This window comes from Streptomyces sp. V4I23, assembly GCF_030817975.1.
In the GTDB taxonomy this organism is placed as follows: Bacteria; Actinomycetota; Actinomycetes; order Streptomycetales; family Streptomycetaceae; genus Streptomyces.
In genome coordinates this window covers 2,323,025-2,341,785 of sequence record NZ_JAUSZW010000004.1, presented here as the reverse complement: position 1 = coordinate 2,341,785, position 18,761 = coordinate 2,323,025, and the positions used below count along the sequence as shown (strand labels likewise).

Below are 18,761 nucleotides of genomic sequence, written 5' to 3'. Positions count from 1 at the left end.
CGCGCACGACCGAGCGCCCGCCATGCCGAGGGATCGGCAGGGCGGGCGCGCTCGTGGGTCGCGCCAGGGGCGGGCGGGGTCAGGCGGCCTGCGGGGCGAGCTTGATCGCGGAGATGTCGAACGTCAGCTTGACCTTGTCGCTGACCATCACGCCGCCGGCCTCCAGGGCCGCGTTCCACGTCAGGCCCCAGTCGGAGCGCAGGATCTCGGTGGAGCCCTCGAAGCCGACGCGCTCGTTGCCGTAGACGTCGGTGGCGGAACCCTGGAACTCCAGGTCGATGGAGAGGGGGCGCGTCACGTCCTTGATCGTCAGGTCGCCCGTGATCCGGTACCGGTCGCCGTCCACCTGCTCCGCGCCGGTGGAGCGGAAGCTCATCCTCGGGAAGTTCTCGGCGTCGAAGAAGTCGCCGCTGCGCAGGTGGCCGTCGCGGTCGGCGATGCCGGTGTCGATGCTCGCGATGTCGACGTCGATGACTGCCGACGAGCGGGACGGGTCGGTCCCGTCGAGGCTCAGGGTGCCCTGGTGGGAGCCGAAGCTGCCGCGCACGTTGGTCACCATCGCGTGCCGCACGGTGAAGCCGATGCTGCTGTGGGCGGGGTCGATCGTGTAGTCGCCGCTCAGGGCCGCGAGCTGGGGGTCGACGGTGGCGGTGGCGACCGCGGTGGCCGCGGCGGACTCGTTGTTCCTGCGGTTGAAGAGGCCCATGACTGCTCCTTGGGGACGGATGCCGGAGGGGCTCCTGGCATGTTGTTTAAGCTTCAACGAAATCGACTGTAAACCCATTCCGTTCAATTTTCAACATCTCCGGAGTGGGGCGTCCCGGACAGACGCCGGCGCCCTCTGGCGGACGCGCGTACACCTCCGGTAGCAGGAGGGAACATCGCCGGGGGTACGGAGACCGGCCACGCGGGCGGCACGTACGGCTGCTGACGGCGCGGCGGCGCGGAAGAAACGTGCGGGCGCCCGTCCCCGGGGACCGGGCGCCCGCACGGGTGCCGCGAGCCGACTTGGACTGACCGACGGGGGTTGTTGGACTGCGGCGTCCGTCCGGGTCCCGGTTCGTTGACGCCCCCGAAAGCCGGGGACTACTCAGTCCCCATGCCTCAAAGACACCGCGCGGCCTGTGCGATGGCCGCCGCCTCCTGTGCCGTGCTCGTCCTGGCCGGGACCGTACAGCCGGCCGCCGCCGAAGCCGACGGGCCCGCCGCCGTGACCGCGGCCGGCGGCGGGCCCGTCATCACCTCCGGCACTCTCTCGGTCACCGTCGCCGACGACTTCCCCCGGGTGCTCTCGTACACCGACCGCGCTTCCGGCGCGTCGCTGCTCGGCAGCACCCGTCCGGTCACCGAGGTCACCCTCAACGGCAAGCCGTACGCGGTCCGGCCGGCGGGCGCCCCCCGCGTCGACGCCGCTTCCGCGCGCCACACCCTCGTCTTCCCCGACCTGCCCGGCGTCGAGATCGACACCCTGGTGTCGGTGTCCGGCCGGGCCGTGACCTTCAAGGTCACCGCCGTGCGCGACACCGACGCCTTCCGCGTCGGCACCCTCGACATACCCGGGCACGACCTCGTGTCCGTCGGCAGCACGGAGGAGGGCGCGGCCACCGCGTTCACCAAGCTCGACCCCGACTCCACCCGGACCGCGGACGTGTTCGGCAAGGTCACAGCGGAGACTCCCGCCGAGGCCGCCCCCGTCGGCGCCACGTACGCCATAGTCAACACCGCCTCGCTCGCCGCCGCCGTCGAGTCCAACTCCTCGTACGACAAGCCGAGCGGCGCCACCGGCGGCGACGACGCGCGCCTGTGGCACCAGGCCCGCAAGGCCGGTGACGGCACGGTGCGCGTCGGCGTCTCCTCCGGCCAGTGGACCTACCGGGGCGACGGCGCACCGCAGCCGGAGAGCGGCGAGAACCTGCCCTGGGCGAAGGTCGTCGTCACCCCGGACGCCAACGCCGACAGGAAGGTCGACTGGCAGGACGGCGCGGTCGCCTTCCGCTCGATCGGCATCAAGGCGCCTGGCGGCAAGGGCACTCCCGACCGCGTGATCACCCACATCCCGTTCAACTTCGCGAGCCAGGCCACCCACCCGTTCCTGCGCACCCTCGACGACGTCAAGCGCATCTCGCTGGCCACCGACGGCCTCGGCCAGCTCGCCGTGCTCAAGGGGTACGGATCCGAGGGCCACGACTCCGCGCACCCCGACTACGGCGGCAACTACAACAAGCGCGCGGGCGGCCTGGCCGACCTCAACACGCTCCTGAAGTCGGGCAAGAAGTGGGGGGCGACCTTCGGCGTGCACGTGAACGCCACCGAGTCCTACCCCGAGGCGAACAACTTCAGTGAGACCCTCGTCGACAGGACGAAGCCCGGCTGGAACTGGCTCAACCAGAGCTACTACATCAACCAGCGCCGCGACATCAACAGCGGTGATCTCGCCCGCCGTTTCCAGCAACTGCGCGACGAGACCGACCCCAATCTCAACTTCCTCTACATCGACGTCTATTACACGCACGGCTGGATCGCCGACAAGACCATGCAGGCCGTGCAGAAGCAGGGCTGGAACGTCGGCACCGAATGGGCGGACAAGTTCGAGCGGGCCTCGCTCTGGTCGCACTGGGCCAACGACCTGAACTACGGCGGAGCCACCAACAAGGGCCTCAACTCCCAGATCATCCGCTTCATCCGCAACGGTGAGAAGGACGTCTGGAACAACCACCCGGTCCTCGGCCAGAGCGTCCTGGAGGACTTCGAGGGCTGGACCGGCGAGACCGACTGGAACGCCTTCTACGACAACGTCTGGCAGCGCAACCTGCCCGCCAAGTACCTCCAGCAGGAGCGGATCACCCGCTGGAACGGCAACGACATCACCTTCACCGGCGGCCTGCGCGGCACCCTCGAGGACGGTCGGCGCGCCTTCTACGACCACGGCCGCAAGGTCCTCGACGGCGACCGCTACCTGCTGCCGTGGGACGGCGGCGCCAAGCTGTACCACTACAACGCGGCGGGCGGCACCAGCAGTTGGGCCGTTCCCGGTCAGGGCGCCTACACCGTCTACAAGCTGACCGACAACGGCCGGGTGAGGACCGGGACCGTACGGCCCGAGGGCGGGAGGATCACGCTCGCCGCCGAGGCCGGGCAGCCGTACGTGCTCTACCCGGACCGCGCCCCCGAGCAGCGCGAGGCCCACTGGGGCGAGGGCGGTCATGTCGCCGACCCCGGCTTCAACGACGCCTCGCTCGACGCCTGGACCCGGCGCGGCACGGTCACCCGCGACACCGACGACCACGGCCGCAACAGCGCCGCCCTGACCGGTGATGCCACGGCGTCCGTCTCCCAGAGGATCACGGGCCTCGAGGCAGGCAAGCGGTACACCGCATCCGCCTGGATCGAGGTGGAGCCGGGCAGCTCCCGCCGCACGACGCTGTCCGCCGGCGGGAAGTCCGCCGTCGTCGAGCGCTCCACGGCCAAGGACATGGTCGCCGCGTCCGACCGGCACGGCACCTACTTCCAGCGCGCCAAGGTCAACTTCACCGCGCCCGCCGACGCCACCACCCTGCGCGTCGAAGCCGCGGCGGGCGGCACGGCACGCGTCCGCGTCGACGACGTGCGCGTCGTCGCGGGCGCCCCCGCCGGCAAGGAGGGCGCACTCGTCCACGACGACTTCGAGGACGTCGACCAGGGCTGGGGTCCGTTCCTCAAGGGCGACGCCGGCGGCGTCACCGACCCGCGCACCCACATCAGCCAGTTGCACGCCCCCTACACGCAGGCCGGATGGAACGGGAAGCTGATCGACGACGTGCTCGGGGGCGAGGAGTCCCTCAAGTCGCACGACGAGAACACCGGTCTCGTCTACCGGACCGCGCCGTGGACGGTGCCGATGAGGAACGGCCACACCTACCGCGTCGAGTACGACTACCAGTCCAGCCACGCCGGGGCCTACGAGTGGGTCACCGGCTACGACCGGGCCGCCGGCGGGTCCGTGGAGCGCCGCCGCACCCCCATCGGCGCGGTGGGGGCACCTCCCAGCGGTAGCTGGGGGAGAAGCACGGGCCACTTCTCCGAGACGGTCACCGCGGGCTGCGGCGATACGTGGACCGGTCTGCGCAAGCGCGGTGACGCCCCCGACGGCGCGGACTTCGTGATGGACGGCTTCACGGTCACCGACCTCGGCCCCGCGGCCGAGCAGGCCGCCTGCGGCACACTCGCCGTGACCGCGCCGGAGACCCTGGTGCCGGGCAGGCCGAACGAGGTCAAGGCCGCGTTCAGCAACGACGAGACGACGGCGGCGGGCCAAGTGACGCTGGCACTTGCGCTGCCCGACGGCTGGACGGCCGAGCCCGTGGGCCCGGTGAGCTTCGCGTCGGTCGCGCCGGGCGCCAAGGCCACGGGCACGTGGCAGGTGACCCCGCCGGCGGACGCTCCGTACCGGACGTACCCGATCGGTTCGACGGCCGCGTACACGGTCGGCGGCACGCCCCGGAAGCTCACCGCGTCCACGTCCGTGCGCACTCTGCCGCCACCGCCCTCCGCCGACGCCTGGGCGAGCGACCTCGACTGGACGTCCGCGCAGAACGGCTGGGGACCCGTCGAGCGCGACCTGTCCAACGGCGAGACCGGCGCCGGCGACGGCAAGCCCCTGACGATCGGGGGAGTGACCTACGAGAAGGGCCTCGGCACCCACGCCCCCGCGAAGATCCGCTACTACCTGGGCGGCCGGTGCACCTCCTTCACCGCCTCGGTGGGCGTGGACGACGTCCAGACCACACGCGGCACCGTCCGGTTCGGCGTGCTCGCGGACGGCGCCGAGAAGGTGACCTCGCCCGTGCTGAAGGCCGGCGACCCGGCCTGGTCCCTGACCGCGGACGTGACCGGAGCCGACTACGTCGAGCTCGTCGTCGGTGACGGCGGCGACGGAAACGGCAACGACCACGCCGACTGGGGAGCCGCCCGCTTCCACTGCGGCGCCTGACGCCCCGGCCCCTCTCCCTCCGTCCCGTCCGGACCGCACTCGCGCGGCCGGGCGGGACGGAGGTTTCCGGGCCCGGTACGGTGGGTCCGGCCCGCCTCGCGTCCCCGGGAATTAACCCGACCGGCCCAGCCGCGACACCTGGCTGTGAGCCGGCTCTCACCCGGCCCTGTTGTTGGACCCGCACAAAGAAGGACCGGCCTGGGCTGGTGGTTGGCGCTCCATACGGAAGGCTTCTGTCAGAGGCCGACAGGAGAACGGTCACGAGACTGTACGGAGTCGACGGCATGCTTTTCTTGGGTCTCTCCGTAGGGTCGATGCATGACCGTTTTGGACCAGACCACCAGCGAGCCGACCGAGGCCGGGGAGCCGGCCGACGCGCGCGGCCGTGTGGCCGAGCTGCACGCCCTGCGCGAGCAGGCGCAGCGCGGCCCCAGTGACCGGGCGACCGAGGCGCAGCACGCCAAGGGCAAGCTGACCGCCCGGGAGCGCATCGAGCTGCTGCTGGACGAGGGTTCGTTCAAGGAGGTCGAGCAGCTGCGCCGGCACCGCGCCCAGGGCTTCGGCCTGGAGGCCAAGAAGCCGTACACGGACGGTGTCGTCACCGGCTGGGGAACGGTCGAGGGCCGGACGGTCTTCGTCTACGCGCACGACTTCCGGATCTTCGGCGGTGCGCTGGGCGAGGCCCACGCCACCAAGATCCACAAGATCATGGACATGGCCATCTCGGCGGGCGCTCCGCTGGTGTCGCTGAACGACGGGGCCGGAGCGCGTATCCAGGAGGGCGTCTCGGCGCTGGCCGGATACGGCGGCATCTTCCAGCGCAACACCAGGGCCTCCGGCGTGATCCCGCAGATCTCGGTGATGCTCGGCCCGTGCGCCGGCGGTGCGGCGTACTCGCCCGCGCTGACCGACTTCGTGTTCATGGTCCGCGAGACCTCGCAGATGTTCATCACCGGTCCGGACGTCGTCAAGGCGGTCACCGGCGAGGAGATCACCCAGAACGGCCTGGGCGGCGCGGACGTCCACGCGGAGACCTCGGGCGTCGCGCACTTCGCGTACGACGACGAGGAGACCTGCATCGCGGAGGTCCGCTACCTGCTGTCCCTGCTCCCGCAGAACAACCGCGAGAACCCGCCGGCCGTCGCCTGCGAGGACCCGGCCGACCGCCGCTCGGACGTGCTGCTGGACCTGGTCCCCGCCGACGGCAACCGGCCGTACGACATGCACAAGGTCATCGAGGAGCTCGTCGACGAGGGCGACTACCTGGAGATCCACGAGCGCTGGGCGCGCAACATCATCTGCGCCCTGGCCCGCCTGGACGGTCAGGTCGTCGGCATCGTGGCCAACCAGCCGCAGTCGCTGGCCGGCGTCCTCGACATCGAGGCGTCGGAGAAGGCGGCCCGCTTCGTGCAGATGTGCGACGCGTTCAACATCCCGATCGTCACGCTGCTGGACGTGCCGGGCTTCCTGCCCGGCGTCGACCAGGAGCACGGCGGCATCATCCGCCACGGCGCGAAACTGCTGTACGCGTACTGCAACGCGACCGTCCCGCGGATCTCCCTCATCCTGCGCAAGGCGTACGGCGGCGCCTACATCGTCATGGACTCGCAGTCCATCGGAGCCGACCTGACCTACGCCTGGCCGACCAACGAGATCGCGGTCATGGGCGCCGAGGGCGCGGCGAACGTCATCTTCCGCAAGCAGATCGCCGAGGCCGAGGACCCCGAGGCCATGCGCACGCGCATGGTCAAGGAGTACAAGGCCGAGCTGATGCATCCCTACTACGCCGCGGAGCGCGGCCTGGTCGACGACGTGATCGACCCGGCCGAGACGCGCGAGGTGCTCATCCGCTCCCTCGCCATGCTCCGCACGAAGCACGCCGACCTGCCGTCCCGCAAGCACGGCAACCCCCCGCAGTAACCCTGCGACAGGACTGGAGCCCGACCCATGAGCACTCCTACCGACCCCTCGTCCGTCGTCCGCGTCGAGAAGGGCCACGCCGAGCCCGAGGAGCTGGCGGCCATCACCGCGGTCCTGATGGCGCGTGCGGCGTCCCGCGCCGACGCGTCGCAGCCGCACCGCGGCCGCACGACGGCGGGCTGGCGCCGTCTGGAGCGCCAGCGCGGCTTCCAGCCGTCCCACAGCTGGCAGGGCTGACGCCCTGACCCGGAAGGCCCCGCACACCGTTGGTGTGCGGGGCCTTCCCCGTTCCGGGGGCGTGGACCCGCTGCGCGGGGGCCGTTTCCCCACCCCGCCCCTTCCCGGAACCGGGGGCTCCGCCCCCGGACCCCCGCGCCTCAATCTCCCCCAGACTCCGTCCGGGGGTCCCTCCCACGGCCGCCAGGCCGTAGGGGGAGTTTGAGGACACCGCGCGAAGCGCGGTACGGGGTCCGGGGCTTGCCCCGGTTCGGGAAGGGGCGGGGTGGGGAACAGTGCCCGCCGCAGGCGTCCCCGCCGCCCGGGAACGGCAACGGCCCCCGAGAGCTCCGGACGGAGCCCTCGGGGGCCGTTCCACAGGGCGTACAGGGACCGCCCGACCGGCTAGCGCAGCCGCGCCATGAGGGCGTGTTCGACGAGGGTGATGAGGGCGCTCTTGGCGTCCGCGCGGTGGCGGGCGTCGGTGGTGATGATCGGGGTGTCGGGTCCGATCTGGAGGGCCTCGCGTACCTCTTCGGGGTTGTAGGGCTGGTGTCCGTCGAAGCCGTTGAGGGCGATGACGAACGGCAGTCCGCTGTTCTCGAAGTAGTCGACGGCCGGGAAGCAGTCGGCGAGCCGCCGGGTGTCGACGAGGACGACGGCGCCGATGGCGCCGCGGACGAGGTCGTCCCACATGAACCAGAAGCGGTCCTGTCCGGGGGTACCGAAGAGGTACAGGATCAGGTCCTGGTCGAGGGTGATGCGGCCGAAGTCCATGGCGACGGTTGTTGTCGTCTTGTCGCCGGTGTGCGTGAGGTCGTCGATGCCCGCCGACGCTGACGTCATGACGGCCTCGGTACGCAGCGGGTTGATCTCCGAGACGGCGCCGACGAACGTGGTCTTGCCCACGCCGAATCCGCCCGCCACCACGATCTTCGCGCTGGTGGTTGAGCGGGCTGCACCGCCGCTAGAGCTTGCGAAGTCCACTGAGCACCCTTTCGAGCAGTGTCACGTCTGGCTGGCCGCCGGCGGCCGCGTCGCCGCCGGGCTGGTGGATGGCGACAAGTCCGGCCTCGGCCAGGTCGGCGACGAGGATCCGGGCAACGCCGAGGGGGATGGAGAGAAGTGCCGAGATCTCGGCAACAGACTTGATCTCGAAGCACAGCCGGCAGATCCGCTGGTGCTCGGGCAACTGCCCTTGCAGCCGGGCCGGATCGGCCGTGGTGCTGACCAGTGCCTCGATGGCGAGCTGGTAGCGCGGGCGGGTCCGTCCGCCGGTCATCGCGTACGGCCGGACCAGGGGGTTGTGCTTGGCCGGCCCGGCAGCCGGGCCGGCCCCCGAGGCCGTCCGGGGCTCGGGGGACCGTCGCGGCGCCACCGGCTGGATACGGGGCTGCTGCTGTCCGTACGACGGGTCGTACGAGGTGTCGTAAGAGCGGTCGTACGACGGGTCGTAGGCCGACGGCGGCTGCGGCTGCTGGTACGGCTGGGCGCCGTCCTGTCTGCTCGGCGTCGAAGGAAAGTTGAAGCGGTTGTGAGTGTGCTCACCCTGGGACTGTTGAGCACCGTCAAATGGGTGTCCGCCTGGGGGTGTTGCCACGTTTCCTCCTCCGACTGCCGGTCGCCGGTCCCTGTCCCTGTGGAGCCGCGCCACCGCACCTTATGGTGCGGTGGCGGGAAATGCACTGTCCGTTTCTCAGTTGAGAAGACTTCCCTGGAGCTCTGCACGCAGGTCGGGGGTGAGGACGCTGCCCGCACGGTCGACCAGGAGGGCCATCTCGTAGCCCACCAGACCGATGTCGGCCTCCGGGTGGGCGAGGACGGCCAGCGAGGACCCGTCGGAGATGGACATGATGAAGAGGAAGCCGCGCTCCATCTCCACGACCGTCTGGTTGACGGCACCGCCTTCGAAGATCCGGGACGCTCCCGCGGTCAGCGAGGTCAGCCCGGAGGCGACCGCCGCCAGCTGATCGGCACGATCACGCGGGAAACCCTCGGACATCGCCAGCAGGAGTCCGTCGGCGGAGACCACCACGGTGTGGGACACCCCGGGGGTGTTGTCCACGAAGTTGGTGATCAACCAGTTCAGATTCTGCGCCGCCTGGCTCATCGGGCTCACACTAACGCTCCTGGTTGTAGGTACTACCCGGGCCACTGGGTCGATCGTAAGTGGCCGGTCCGTTCGTGTCCGTTCCCGCGTTGCGTCCCTGCTGGACACCGCGCCGCAGGTTGCTCAACCTGCCACGCACGTCCTCAGGGGCGCGGGAGACCTGTGGGCCGCCCTGCGGGGTCTGCTCCGCGGTGCCCTCGATCAGGTTCGCCTTGGGCACCCGCCGGGGGAGACCGGACGAGGTGACTCCGCCCGCCTTCGGCTCGCGGAGCTTCTCCGCCCGCTGCCAGCGCTCGTCGTTCGTCGAACGCCACTCGTCGGAGGAGGACCCGCCGCCGGTGCCGTTCTCCCCGGCCTGCCCGCTCCGGGGAGCCTGCGGGGCCTGCTCGGCCGGCTGCTGCCACTGCCGCTGGGCCTCCTGCTGAGGCTGTGACGGCTGACCGCTGCCGCGCCGGGGGAGACCGGACGCGGTCATCTCATGACCGCTGCTCGGAGAGGGTCCCGGACGCTCGAAGCCTACGCGCTCGGAGCCGTTCGCGGGAGCGCTGGGGGCAGATTCCGATTCCGCGCGGTAATCCGGCTCATAGGCGGCCTGGTAGCTGTCCTGATCCGACCACTCTGCCTGGTGGGACTGGGTCTCGTAGGTGCCGTCGTACTGCTGCCGGGAACCCTGCGAAGCATGGTAGTCAGCTTCCGCATATGCGTCCTGCAGGTGCTCCTGCGGGGCCTGGTGCTCGGGGTAGCCCCCAGCCGTTCCCTGGTGGTCGGTGTAGCCCTGCTCGCCGTAACCCTGGTCGCCGTAGCCCTGCTCGTCGTACGACTGCTCCCCGTACGGCTGCTGGTCGTAGCCCTGCTGCTCCTGTGCGTAGCCCTGGGGGGAGAACTCCTGGCCGTACTCGGAGCCGTACTCCTGCTGCCGCTCCTGCGCGTAGGGGGCCGTCTCGTCGCGGAACAGCGGGCGGTCACCGCCCTGTGCCTGCGCCTCCAGCGCCGCACGGCGCTCCTCGCGCATGAGCGAGCGGCCCACCGGGTCGAGCTGCGCCTTGTCGCCGGTCTGCTCGTAGCGGGAGTCGTCGAAGCCGAGCTCCGCCGCGGTCCGCATCGGGGCGGCCTCGTAGGACTGCTGCTCCGGGATGATCTGCGAGACGGTGAAGTCGTCCTGCGGCAGTGCCTCGCCGCCGCCACCGTGCGTGATGGCGTCGGGAAGCATGACCAGCGAGGTGGTGCCGGCCTGCTCGCCCGAGGGACGCAGCTGGACGCGGATGCCGTGCCGGTCGGCGAGGCGGCCGACCACGAACAGGCCCATGCGCTGCGAGACGGCGGCGTCCACGGTCGGCGGGTTGGCCAGCTTGTGGTTGATGTCCGCGAAGTCCTCGGCGGTCAGGCCGATGCCCTTGTCGTGGATCTCGATCATCACGCGGCCGTCGGGGAGACGGGTCGCGGTGACACGGACCTTGGTCTGCGGGGAGGAGAACGTGGTGGCGTTCTCCAGCAGCTCGGCCAGCAGGTGCACGAGGTCGGTCACGGCCTGGCCGTGGATCTCCGTCTCCGGGACACCGGTGAGCTCGATGCGCTCGTAGGACTCCACCTCGGAGGAGGCGGCGCGCAGCACGTCGACCAGCGGCACCGGCTGGTTCCAGCGGCGGCCGGGCTCCTCGCCGGCGAGGACGAGGAGGTTCTCGCCGTTGCGGCGCATACGGGTCGCCAGGTGGTCCAGCTTGAAGAGGTTCTCCAGCTGGTCCGGGTCGGCCTCGTTGTTCTCCAGGTCGGTGATCAGCGTCAGCTGGCCCTCGATCAGGGACTGGTTGCGGCGCGAGAGGTTCGTGAAGATCGCGTTGACGTTGCCGCGGAGCATGGCCTGCTCGGCGGCGAGCCGGACGGCCTCGCGGTGGACCTGGTCGAAGGCACGGGCGACCTCGCCGATCTCGTCCTGGGAGTCGATCGGGATGGGCTGGACGCGGGTGTCGACGCGGCCGGGCTCGGTGCGCGAGAGCTGGTCGACGAGCATCGGCAGCCGCTGCTCGGCGATGCCGAAGGCGGCGGTGCGCAGCTGGCGCATCGAGCGGCTCATCTGGCGGGCCATGAGGCCGGCCAGGATGAAGGCGGCCAGCAGGGCGATGACGACGATGGCGCCGTTGGTGACCGCGTCGTTGCGGGCGTCGTCGGAGATCTCGGAGGCCTCGGTCACGGCGCGGTCGACGAGGTCCTGCTCGATCTCGGTGTAGCCGTCGAACTTGGCGGTGGCCGCGCCCATCCAGGTCTCGGGCGTGACGTCCTTGGCCTTGAGCTGCTTCGGGGTCAGGCCCGAGCCGATCGCACCGGCCATGCCGGTGAAGAACGAGCCGTCGGGGCCCTTCGGCGGGTTGAGGCCCGCGGCCTGCAGCCGCTTCGCGCCGTCCGCCGCCTTGCCCGTCATGATCTGCTTGAGCTTGGCGGTGTCGGCCTCGGTGCCGCCGGAGACGTACTCGCCGATGGCGATCTGCTCGAGGTAGTTGTACGAGTTGAACGCGACGGTCTGCCTGGCGAAGACGGTCTCGTCCTGGCTGGGCCGGATCAGCAGGTGCATGCCGATCGAGCGCTGCAGCGACGCGGCGGCCTTGGCGAGCTGGACCGCGTAGACGGTACGGCCGTAGCTGGTGACGTTGCCGGTGCCGAGGCCGAGCTCGTTGGAGAACTCCATGAGCACGTGCTGGACCTTGACGTAGCCCTCTTCGGTCTGCACCGGGTCGAGCGCCTTGGAGTAGGCGGCCTGGCGCAGCTTGGCGAGGTTCGGCTCCTCCTTGTCGAAGAGCTCGAGACGGCGCTCCAGACCCTGCCCGTCGGGCATGTCCTCGACGGCCTCGCGGAACTTGGCCGCGGCGGCGTCGGTGGTCTCGTACGCCTCGGTGACGGCGGGGCTCTTGCGGTCGGCCTCGCTGGTGGCCAGCAGCAGCGTGGAGGCGGTGAGGTCGCGCTCGTTGAGCAGGGCCTGGCCGTACTCCGAGGCGGCGCGCACGATCAGCGCCGTCTTCTCGGCGTCCTGCGCCTCGCTCCAGGTGTCTATGGACTGCTTCACCTGGAAACTGCCCATGACCAGTCCGACGAGGACGGGTATGAAGAGGATCGCGTTCAGGCGGGTGGGCACCCGCCAGTTGCGCGGGGACAGCTTGCTGGAGCTGCCGGCGGCCGGGGACGTGCTCGAACCACCCGACGTGTCCGCAGGCGTCACCGCTGTGCGCGGCGGCGGGGTGAAGTTGCCCCGCGCCTGCTGCTCTGCGGAGCTCGTCTTGCTTCGCCTCACTCGACCAACAACCTCTCGGCGTCGGCACCTACGCTGTGCCGTGGTTCGTTCATAGCCGTACTACTCGGCAGTTCGACGAATTCCAGCACGCCGAGCCGTCCCATTCCAAACACCTGGAATCTGAGATTCCGAGTGGTCCAACCCTCAGATAAAACGGGCATAAAGAACGAGCCCCGTCAAAAGGCGAGGCTCATGTGAGCACAGTGACACCGAACGTGTGCAAGGGGTGGCAGCTCTGCCGCAATTCTCTGTCGAAACGTTATGAACAGCGGGGCGGGCCGTGTCAAATGACACAGCCCGCTACCCGACAACTACGACAACTGCCGTATGACGTCGTCTACTTGAGCCGCGCCATGAGGGCGTGTTCGACGAGGGTGATGAGGGCGCTCTTGGCGTCCGCGCGGTGGCGGGCGTCGGTGGTGATGATCGGGGTGTCGGGTCCGATCTGGAGGGCCTCGCGTACCTCTTCGGGGTTGTAGGGCTGGTGTCCGTCGAAGCCGTTGAGGGCGATGACGAACGGCAGTCCGCTGTTCTCGAAGTAGTCGACGGCCGGGAAGCAGTCGGCGAGCCGCCGGGTGTCGACGAGGACGACGGCGCCGATGGCGCCGCGGACGAGGTCGTCCCACATGAACCAGAAGCGGTCCTGTCCGGGGGTACCGAAGAGGTACAGGATCAGGTCCTGGTCGAGGGTGATGCGGCCGAAATCCATGGCGACGGTTGTTGTCGTCTTGTCGCCGGTGTGCGTGAGGTCGTCGATGCCCGCCGACGCTGACGTCATGACGGCCTCGGTACGCAGCGGGTTGATCTCCGAGACGGCGCCGACGAACGTGGTCTTGCCCACGCCGAATCCGCCCGCCACCACGATCTTCGCGGAGGTCGTCGACCGGGCCGAACCGCCGCTAGAGCTTGCGAAGTCCACTGAGCACCCTTTCGAGCAGTGTCACATCCGGCGTACCGCCGGCCTCTCCGTTGCCCGGCTGGTGAATCGCCACCATGCCGGCCTCCGCCAGGTCGGCGACGAGAATGCGCGCGACACCGAGCGGCATCGACAGCAGCGCCGAGATCTCGGCGACCGACTTGACCTCCCGGCACAGGTGGCAGATCCGCTGGTGCTCCGGGAGCAGCCCGGCGAGCAGTGCCGGGTCCGCGGTGGTGCTGACCAGTGCCTCTATCGCGAGCTGATAGCGCGGCCGGGTCCGGCCGCCGGTCATCGCGTACGGACGCACCAGCGGCTGGTCGCCCTCGTCCCCGTACGCGTCGAGTGACGTGCCGTACGGATCGTGAGAGGCGGGTGGCGGGGTCATGAATCCTCCGGGCGTGACAGCAAGTGGTCGGCTGTGCCGTCTGATGGGGCCGGTGGGGGGCCTCGGGGCGGCCGTTCGGGTTGTCGGTGCGGTGGCGGCGGCCTGCCGGCGAGTGGGGTCGCCGCGGCCGCCGGAACGTCAGTGCAGGAGACTTCCCTGGAGTTCGGCGCGCAGATCAGGGGTCAGGACGCTGCCCGCGCGGTCGACCAGGAGGGCCATCTCGTAGCCCACCAGGCCGATGTCGCAGTCGGGGTGCGCGAGCACGGCCAGCGACGATCCGTCGGAGACGGACATCAGGAACAGGAAGCCGCGTTCCATCTCGACGACGGTCTGGCTGACCGGACCGCCCTCGAAGATCCGGGAGGCTCCCGCGGTCAGCGAGGTGAGCCCGGACGCCACGGCCGCGAGCTGGTCGGCGCGGTCGCGCGGAAAACCTTCGGACATCGCCAGCAGAAGACCGTCGGCGGAGACCACCACCGTGTGCGACACCCCGGGGGTGTTGTCCACGAAGTTGGTGATCAACCAGTTCAGGTTCTGCGCCGCCTGGCTCATCGGACTCAACTATCGCTCCTGCTGGTGAGTGGGGCCGAGGTTGAAGCTGCCGGTCGTCGAGTTGTTCTGTTGCCGGCCCTGCTGAATACCCCGGCGCAGATTGGTCAGCCGGCCCCGTACGTCGTCGGGCGCGCGTGAGACCTGCGGACCGGAGTTGTGGTTCTGCTCCTGCGCGGTCCCCGGGACGAGGTTCGCTCGCGGGACGCGACGGGGCAGCCCCGAGGTGGTGATGCCGCCGGCCGCGGGCTTGCGCACCCGTTCGGCCTGACGCACCAGCTCGTCGTTGGGCGAGGTGCGCCAGGCCGCACCGTTCGCCGAGGGCGCGTTGCCCGGGTTCCCCGGGTTCGGCGCGGGGGAGCGCAGCGGCATCCGCGGAGCGGAACTCTGCGGCTGCTGCGGCTGCTCGGCCTGCTGACCGCCCTGTGCCCCGTGGAACCAGTTCGTCTCCAGCGTGTCGTACAGAGGCGTACGGCCGTCCCCCGGGCCGGACGCCGGAGGCAGCGCCTCGGGCTGGTACGGAGCGGGCAGAGAGGCGGCCGGCCGTGCCGGCGGGAAGCCCTCGTCCCGGCGGCGCGGGGCCGGCTGCTGCGGCGCCTGGAAGTCCGGGCGGGCGAACTGCGCGGTCTGCGCCGGGTCCTGCGGCTGCGCGCCGTTCTGGCCGCCGTACACGTCGGAGCGCACGAACTGGCCCGTGGAACCGGGACCCGCGGGCGCGTTGAAGTCGGGCCGGGCGAACTCGGCCGTGGCACCGAGGCCGCGCGAGGCGTCGTGGTCCTCGTGGCCGCGCGGCGCGTCGGCCGCCGGGCGCTGCTGCGCAGTGGGGGCCTGGCCGCTGCCCCAGCTCGTGGTCTGCGGACGCTGCGGACGCTGCTCCTCGCGGCGTGCGGGGGAGCCGCCCGGCAGCTCGGCACGCGGTCCGCCGGTCGGCGGGAGCTGCCGGCCGCGGTCGTCCGCTCCCGGCGCACCCTGACGGAAGCCGCCCTGAGGGGCCTCGTTACGGGCGGGAGCCGGAGTGCCCTGCCTGCCACGGGCCGCGCCGAAGGCGCCGCCCTGACGCTGAGGGTCGTGCGGGGCCGCGTGCTGACCGCCCTGGGCCGGTCGGGAGGAACCGTCACGTCCCGGCAGTGCGGCACGGGGAGCCGACGGGGCGCCGACCTGGCCGCGCGGCGCACCGGCACCGAGACGGCCGCCCGAGGGCGCACCGCCCGCACCGGGACCGCCCGCACCGGGACCGCCGCCGAGGCCCGGACGGCTGCCGCCGGCCGGGGCGCCGGGACGGCCCGCCAGACCGGGAGCGTCGCCGCCGGGGCCCTGCGCCGCCGCGCCGGGGCCGCCCGCACCGGGCTTGCCCGGGACCTTCTTGCCGTGGGCGACATCGACGGGCAGCATGACGAGCGCGGTGGTGCCGCCGGAGTCCGACGGGCGCAGCTGGATACGGATGCCGTGCCGCAGGGACAGGCGGCCGACCACGAACAGACCCATGCGGCGGGAGACCGAGACGTCCACGGTGGGCGGCGAAGCCAGCCGCTCGTTGATCGCGGCGAGGTCCTCGGGGGAGAGGCCGATGCCGGTGTCGTGGATCTCGACGAGGACCCGTCCGTCGGGCAGCGCGTGACCGGTGACCCGGACCTTGGTCTGCGGGGAGGAGAACGACGTCGCGTTCTCCAGCAGCTCGGCGAGCAGGTGCACGAGGTCGTTGACGACGCGGCCGGCGACCTCGGTCGCGGGCACCGCCGCCAGCTCGATGCGCTCGTACTGCTCCACCTCGGACGCGGCGGCACGCAGGACGTCGACCAGCGGGACCGGCCGCGTCCACCGGCGGCCCGGCTCCTCGCCCGCGAGGACGAGGAGGTTCTCGCCGTTCCGGCGCATACGGGTCGCGAGGTGGTCGAGCTTGAACAGCGAGGACAGCTGGTCCGGGTCGGCCTCGCGGGACTCCAGCTCGGAGATGAGCGAGAGCTGACGCTGGATGAGGCCCTGGGAGCGGCGCGAGAGGTTGGTGAACATCGCGTTGACGTTGCCCCGCAGCAGGGCCTGCTCGGCGGCGAGGCGGACCGCCTCGCGGTGCACGTCGTCGAAGGCCGCGGCCACCTGGCCGATCTCGTCCCGGGAGTGGACACCGACGGACTCGACGGAGGTGTCGACGTCCTGCGGGTCGGCCTCCGACAGCTGCTTGACGAGCTCGGGCAGCCGGTCCTGGGCGACCCTCGTGGCGGTGTCCTGCAGGCGGCGCAGCGAGCGGATCATGGATCGCGCCACGACGAACGCGCCGACGAGCGAGACGCCGAGGACGACGAGGATCAGCGCACCGTTGATGATGGCGTCGCGCTGCGACTCCTCGCGCAGCTCACGGGCCTTGGTCTCCATCTGGCCGAGGAGGGTGGCCTCGATCTGCTTCATCGCGTTGACGCGGACCGAGTAGTCGTCGGTCCAGTCCAGGTGCGACCGCTCGGGCAGGCGGCTGATCTGGCCCTCGGTGTCCAGGACGCGCTTGGCGTACAGCTCGGAGGCCGCGATGGTCGGGTTGCCGTTGTCCAGCGTGGCGGTGAGCTCCTCGGCGTCGCCGCCGGTGGACTCGTAGATCGCCTTGAACGCCTTGAGCTCGGTCTCGCCGTTCTCCACGGCGGCCTTGCCGTACAGGCGGTCGTTCTCCGACAGACCGGGGGCCTTGGCGTCGTCACCGCCGGGCAGGGCGGCGGCGATGATCGCGCGCTGGATGGACGCGTACTCCTTGGCGGACGAGAACGCCGCCAGCGCACGCGTGCGCTTGATCATCTCCGGGTTGCTGGTCGCCTGCGCCATGTCCTGCGACAGGCTCAGCAGCGACTCGATGAGCCGGCTGTACGCCTCCACCGTCTGGGAGTTCGGGACGTCGCCCTCGTACGCCGTGGAACGGATCTTGTTGAGGCCGTTGACCTGGACGGCGATCTGGTTCGCGTTGGCGCGGATGCTCTCCAGCGCCTCGTCGTCGTCCGTGTTGGGGATGTTGCGGGTGGCGTCGAGGAACGCCTTCTTGACCAGGTCGGTCTGGTTGCGCGGGCCGGAGACCTTGAAGTCCGTGACGGGGGAGCCGTTGGCGAGCGGGCCGGCGGACAGGTCGCGCTCGGACTGCAGCGCCTGCGCCAGGTCGGTCGCCGCCCGGGTCATCTCCGTGAGCAGCTGCATGTGGTCCAGCTGCTTCATGTCGTCCATGGACTCCTGGATACGGAGTCCGCCCAGCGTGGTCGCCGCGACGACCGGCAGGGTGAGCAGGGAGACCAGGCGCGTGCTGATGCGCCAGTTCCGCAGTGCTATTCGCGAGCCGGTGTCCGTGGGTCCCTTCCCCGTGGACGGGCCCTTGGCGCCGTCCGCGGAGGGTGCCGACGTGCCGGGGCGCGCGCCTCGCTCGCCGCCGTCACCGGGCGCGGCCGGTCCCTGGTTGTGGGCGTGCTGGGGCGAGGAGCCGCGGTCGGTCCCGCCGCGCGACTCCTGTTCCGCCGCAGCTTCCCCGCGGCCCTGGCGGGCCTGGGGGGACCCCAGGCCATCCCTCTTGAAACGTCCCTGCACTAGCGTCGCAACCTCTGGACCAGGCGTCCCTCCGCTTGCACGGCGGGACGGTGTCGGCGTCTCGGGGCATCGATCGCTGCCCCATGGTGGTCGTGATTGACCGGCGCTGCTCCCCCTTCCCCGCCGCCACTCGGCGCTGCGTTGCGCCCCTTGCGCGCCGGCCTGAAACCGCGGCGGTGCGTGGAATTCCAGCACAGTGCCGGATCTCCAACAAGGGCCGCGTACCGGCCTGTGACCTCCGTGACACGGTGTAAGTGTTATGTCACAAGTCGTAGAAAGTGTTTACGGAGGAAACGGACTTTATGGGATGAGTCGCTTAGGGGTGGGGGGTGTCCCAGTCGCGATGATCAGGAGCGGAATGGCGCCTTCAGTGGCGGAATGTCCGATCCTGCAAGGGAGATCCACAGCCCGGATTGCCCGAAATGACACTGTCTTCGTGAGCAAACTCACACAGAGATCAGCGCCTCCCCCTGGCTTTCCGTGGGAATGGAATGTTTAGCCTGACGCTTTACAAGGACGGGTGTTCGGTCAACCGGGCTTCCCGCAGCATCCCTACTCCGACAAGGTCTGAAACCACCGATGAAGACGACGATGATGTTCCGCAACATAGCCAACCCCCGTCGCACGACGCTCGCGCACCTCGAGGACGCGGACGAGCTGCAGACGCCGGAGCGGCCGGAGCACGCGGTCGATCTTCCCACGCAGACGGCCAACCCCCGCCGCACCATCCTCATGGACGCGCCCACGCAGTAGTACGGCCGCGGCGCCCCTTCCGCTCACCCGCGCGCCCGTTTCTTGAGATCGGTTCTCCCCCGTACGTTCTCCCTTTCGGGACGCCGCCGCGCCCCTTCGGCTCTCCCCCTG

At 70.6% G+C, this 18,761-nt stretch carries 13 protein-coding genes; 4 read left to right on the top strand and 9 right to left on the bottom strand.

Annotated features, from left to right (window positions below; all coding sequences use genetic code 11):
• Positions 1-79: 79 nt before the first annotated feature.
• Positions 80-706: a YceI family protein gene (locus tag QFZ82_RS12690; RefSeq protein WP_307713267.1), complete on the bottom strand. Its 627-nt coding sequence runs from the start codon at positions 704-706 to the stop codon at positions 80-82.
• A 393-nt stretch (positions 707-1,099) separates the two neighbouring features.
• On the opposite strand from QFZ82_RS12690, the gene QFZ82_RS12685 reads away from it, so the two are divergent.
• From QFZ82_RS12685 to QFZ82_RS12675, 3 genes are all read left to right on the top strand, one after another.
• Positions 1,100-4,969 carry an endo-alpha-N-acetylgalactosaminidase family protein gene (locus tag QFZ82_RS12685; protein ID WP_307713266.1) on the top strand — a complete coding sequence of 1,290 codons (3,870 nt, stop codon included), beginning with the start codon at positions 1,100-1,102 and terminating at the stop codon, positions 4,967-4,969.
• A 318-nt stretch (positions 4,970-5,287) separates the two neighbouring features.
• Positions 5,288-6,889 carry an acyl-CoA carboxylase subunit beta gene (locus QFZ82_RS12680; protein ID WP_307713265.1) on the top strand — a complete coding sequence of 534 codons (1,602 nt, stop codon included), beginning with the start codon at positions 5,288-5,290 and terminating at the stop codon, positions 6,887-6,889.
• A 27-nt stretch (positions 6,890-6,916) separates the two neighbouring features.
• Positions 6,917-7,126, top strand: a complete 210-nt coding sequence (locus QFZ82_RS12675) for an acyl-CoA carboxylase subunit epsilon (RefSeq protein WP_177147836.1) — start codon at positions 6,917-6,919, stop codon at positions 7,124-7,126.
• A gap of 384 nt (positions 7,127-7,510) precedes the next feature.
• Here QFZ82_RS12675 and QFZ82_RS12670 read toward each other — a convergent pair whose 3' ends face one another.
• The 8 genes from QFZ82_RS12670 to QFZ82_RS12635 form a co-directional block, all read right to left on the bottom strand.
• Positions 7,511-8,092 carry an ATP/GTP-binding protein gene (locus tag QFZ82_RS12670; protein WP_050791473.1) on the bottom strand — a complete coding sequence of 194 codons (582 nt, stop codon included), beginning with the start codon at positions 8,090-8,092 and terminating at the stop codon, positions 7,511-7,513.
• The gene (locus tag QFZ82_RS12665) at positions 8,073-8,705 is read right to left on the bottom strand and encodes a DUF742 domain-containing protein (RefSeq protein WP_307713264.1); all 633 of its coding nucleotides are present in this window, start codon (positions 8,703-8,705) and stop codon (positions 8,073-8,075) included. The genes QFZ82_RS12670 and QFZ82_RS12665 overlap by 20 nt, the downstream gene beginning before the upstream one ends.
• A 96-nt stretch (positions 8,706-8,801) precedes the next feature.
• Positions 8,802-9,215: a roadblock/LC7 domain-containing protein gene (locus QFZ82_RS12660; protein WP_005311461.1), complete on the bottom strand. Its 414-nt coding sequence runs from the start codon at positions 9,213-9,215 to the stop codon at positions 8,802-8,804.
• Between the two features lie 10 nt (positions 9,216-9,225).
• The gene (locus QFZ82_RS12655) at positions 9,226-12,495 is read right to left on the bottom strand and encodes a nitrate- and nitrite sensing domain-containing protein (protein ID WP_307713263.1); all 3,270 of its coding nucleotides are present in this window, start codon (positions 12,493-12,495) and stop codon (positions 9,226-9,228) included.
• A gap of 337 nt (positions 12,496-12,832) precedes the next feature.
• A complete protein-coding gene (locus tag QFZ82_RS12650) occupies positions 12,833-13,414 on the bottom strand; it encodes an ATP/GTP-binding protein (protein WP_307713262.1) in 582 nt (193 codons plus the stop codon).
• The gene (locus tag QFZ82_RS12645) at positions 13,395-13,799 is read right to left on the bottom strand and encodes a DUF742 domain-containing protein (RefSeq protein WP_177151452.1); all 405 of its coding nucleotides are present in this window, start codon (positions 13,797-13,799) and stop codon (positions 13,395-13,397) included. Before QFZ82_RS12645 ends, QFZ82_RS12650 begins: the two co-directional genes overlap by 20 nt.
• Before the next feature lie 138 nt (positions 13,800-13,937).
• Positions 13,938-14,351, bottom strand: coding sequence for a roadblock/LC7 domain-containing protein (locus QFZ82_RS12640; protein ID WP_005311457.1), 414 nt, complete (start codon positions 14,349-14,351; stop codon positions 13,938-13,940).
• A 9-nt stretch (positions 14,352-14,360) separates the two neighbouring features.
• Positions 14,361-17,897: a nitrate- and nitrite sensing domain-containing protein gene (locus tag QFZ82_RS12635; RefSeq protein ID WP_307713261.1), complete on the bottom strand. Its 3,537-nt coding sequence runs from the start codon at positions 17,895-17,897 to the stop codon at positions 14,361-14,363.
• Between the two features lie 579 nt (positions 17,898-18,476).
• On the opposite strand from QFZ82_RS12635, the gene QFZ82_RS12630 reads away from it, so the two are divergent.
• Positions 18,477-18,650, top strand: coding sequence for a hypothetical protein (locus tag QFZ82_RS12630; protein ID WP_307713260.1), 174 nt, complete (start codon positions 18,477-18,479; stop codon positions 18,648-18,650).
• The last annotated feature ends 111 nt before the right edge of the window (positions 18,651-18,761 follow it).

Coding starts and splice junctions, on each gene's coding strand:
- QFZ82_RS12690 (WP_307713267.1), bottom strand. CDS start 706: ATGGGCCTCTTCAACCGCAGGAACAACGAGTCCGCCGCGGCCACCGCG.
- QFZ82_RS12685 (WP_307713266.1), top strand. CDS start 1,100: ATGCCTCAAAGACACCGCGCGGCCTGTGCGATGGCCGCCGCCTCCTGT.
- QFZ82_RS12680 (WP_307713265.1), top strand. CDS start 5,288: ATGACCGTTTTGGACCAGACCACCAGCGAGCCGACCGAGGCCGGGGAG.
- QFZ82_RS12675 (WP_177147836.1), top strand. CDS start 6,917: ATGAGCACTCCTACCGACCCCTCGTCCGTCGTCCGCGTCGAGAAGGGC.
- QFZ82_RS12660 (WP_005311461.1), bottom strand. CDS start 9,215: ATGAGCCAGGCGGCGCAGAATCTGAACTGGTTGATCACCAACTTCGTG.
- QFZ82_RS12645 (WP_177151452.1), bottom strand. CDS start 13,799: ATGACCCCGCCACCCGCCTCTCACGATCCGTACGGCACGTCACTCGAC.
- QFZ82_RS12640 (WP_005311457.1), bottom strand. CDS start 14,351: ATGAGCCAGGCGGCGCAGAACCTGAACTGGTTGATCACCAACTTCGTG.
- QFZ82_RS12630 (WP_307713260.1), top strand. CDS start 18,477: ATGAAGACGACGATGATGTTCCGCAACATAGCCAACCCCCGTCGCACG.